Origin of the sequence: Planktothrix sp. FACHB-1355 (assembly GCF_014748295.1) — a bacterium.
Classification (GTDB): domain Bacteria; phylum Cyanobacteriota; class Cyanobacteriia; order Cyanobacteriales; family Aerosakkonemataceae; genus Aerosakkonema; species Aerosakkonema funiforme_A.
In genome coordinates, this window is the sequence record NZ_JACJUP010001276.1 from 1 (window position 1) to 1,850 (window position 1,850).

At 46.6% G+C, this 1,850-nt stretch carries 2 protein-coding genes; one reads left to right on the top strand and one right to left on the bottom strand.

Going from position 1 to position 1,850, the window contains the following annotated elements; translation table 11 throughout:
* On the bottom strand, positions 1-1,085 hold a 1,085-nt coding region (locus tag H6S82_RS31565), incomplete at its 3' end, for a hypothetical protein (RefSeq protein ID WP_191057366.1).
* Positions 1,086-1,351: 266 nt separating this feature from the next.
* Here H6S82_RS31565 and H6S82_RS31570 point away from each other — a divergent pair.
* Positions 1,352-1,850, top strand: a 499-nt coding sequence (locus H6S82_RS31570) for a FecR family protein (protein ID WP_191057367.1), incomplete at its 3' end; no start/stop codon positions are given.

The window sequence follows — 1,850 nt, forward strand, 5'->3', positions numbered from 1 at the left end:
GGCGGCACTTTCCTTTCCCGCAGGCGCAGCCTACCCAAATCTGGATCGTCTTCCGTTGCAGAAGGTTGCGACTGTTGTTGTGTTGGTGCAGGTGTAGAGGTGGGGGAAGGCGATGGTGTTGGTTGAATTTCTTGTGCAGGCTTTCCGGCTGGCTGCTGCGCCAGAGAAGCACGATCGATCGAACTAAAATCAGACAATGCTTCTAATTCTTCTAAAGTTGCTACTACGTTTAGCCGCTCATCAATATCGAGATGTTGATTAATTATCGGAACTTGCAAACTGGCGCTACTCAAGTCTGCTGCGGAAAAGCTATATGCTGAAGATATTGCGGCTGGGGACAGTCGATCGTCCGAGCTGCGATCGCCCCTTGGAAAAATAATTTGTTTCGCCAGTAGGTTAGCTGTATCGGTTTGTGGAATATGAGAGTGTATTCTTAGCACCTTTGGGATTACAGGCGTTGTCAGAGATGGCGCACCTGCTTCAGATAGCCTTCCATAAGGTGATAGCTGCCATTGGGAATCGGTTAACAACCTCACGCATTGCGTCAGAAAGTTCTGTTTGGAAGTCAGGGAAATGCTACTTGGCGTCGAAGATTCGGACTGGTGGCGAAGAAGCGATCGAGTGTAGGGAGATCGAGCAGTTACAAAGCACTCCTTATCGTTTATCCGTTCAAAACTAGAGGATATCTTTGAAGCCAATTGGAGAGAAGAAGCAACTTCCCGATCGCCAAATGGATCGGACGCGATCGCCGCCAATCCAACAGAAGACCAGACTGCGCTACTCGATACTAACAAAATCGAAAACGCGAAATATGAGCCCCATTCCCCTTGCACCTTTGAGAGGCGGTGCTTGCAAAGCGAGACATTTCCTGTCTTTTCCATTTCTGAACAGCATTCAAAATCAGTCAGTCGCACAAACTTAGATTGTGGCTTGAAATTACCAGCAAATAAAGATCTTTTTACTGTCAAAACGTCACCTTTAGCAAAGGGTGTTTCCTTAAGCCATACTAGCTCGTGGGCGTAGCGCTTTCGCTGATAGCTGGTGTATTGCTTGAGGAGTATAGCTTTAGGCTGAAATTTATTCAAAGTAGATTTTGAATCCCCCTCAGTACCATCGATTCGATCGCACCCGCTCCACGAGTTAGATCTCTAGATTAAAAAATAACCTATAAAGTGATAATAAGAGTTTTTTATGCTTTTCTGGTGAGTATAGCTGCTTTTTACTGCCGTTTACTCCCCTTTATACTCCTTAACAATTAGGCGTTTCAGTAATGATTTTGTAGGATGGAAGTAAAGGGTTTGCCTTTATCGGCTTTGGTATGGGTTAAATATTCCAACTTTGGGAAAGATCCATGTCTCATAAATTACTTCTGCTCCTGGGCTTAATTTTGTGGAGCATTATGACACTGCCTCTACCTCCAGAGGCTAGTGCGGAAATGCCATTAACTAAAGCCGTTATTCAGAGCCTACGCAACCTAGTGCGGTTAATCCCACAAAATCAAACAGGGCGTCCGGCCCGTGTATCCGATCCGGTGAACCCTGGAGATTCCTTGGCTACAGGTCGAGAATCTCTAGCAGAATTGCGCTTCAATGATGGTTCTCTGGCACGGGTTGGCGAACAAGCAGTATTCCAGTTTTTGCCGAATACGCGAACCTTTCGATTGTCCAATGGTACCGCACTACTCCTGATCCCGCCAGGACGCGGTACGACCCGCGTGCAAACTCCCAATGCCAGAGCTGGAATTCGGGGATCTGCTTTATTCGTGCGCTACAACCCCGAAACTGACACCACAGTCGTAGGAGCCCTGACAGATAGTAACATCGAAGTATTTAATCAAAATAGTTCCCAAC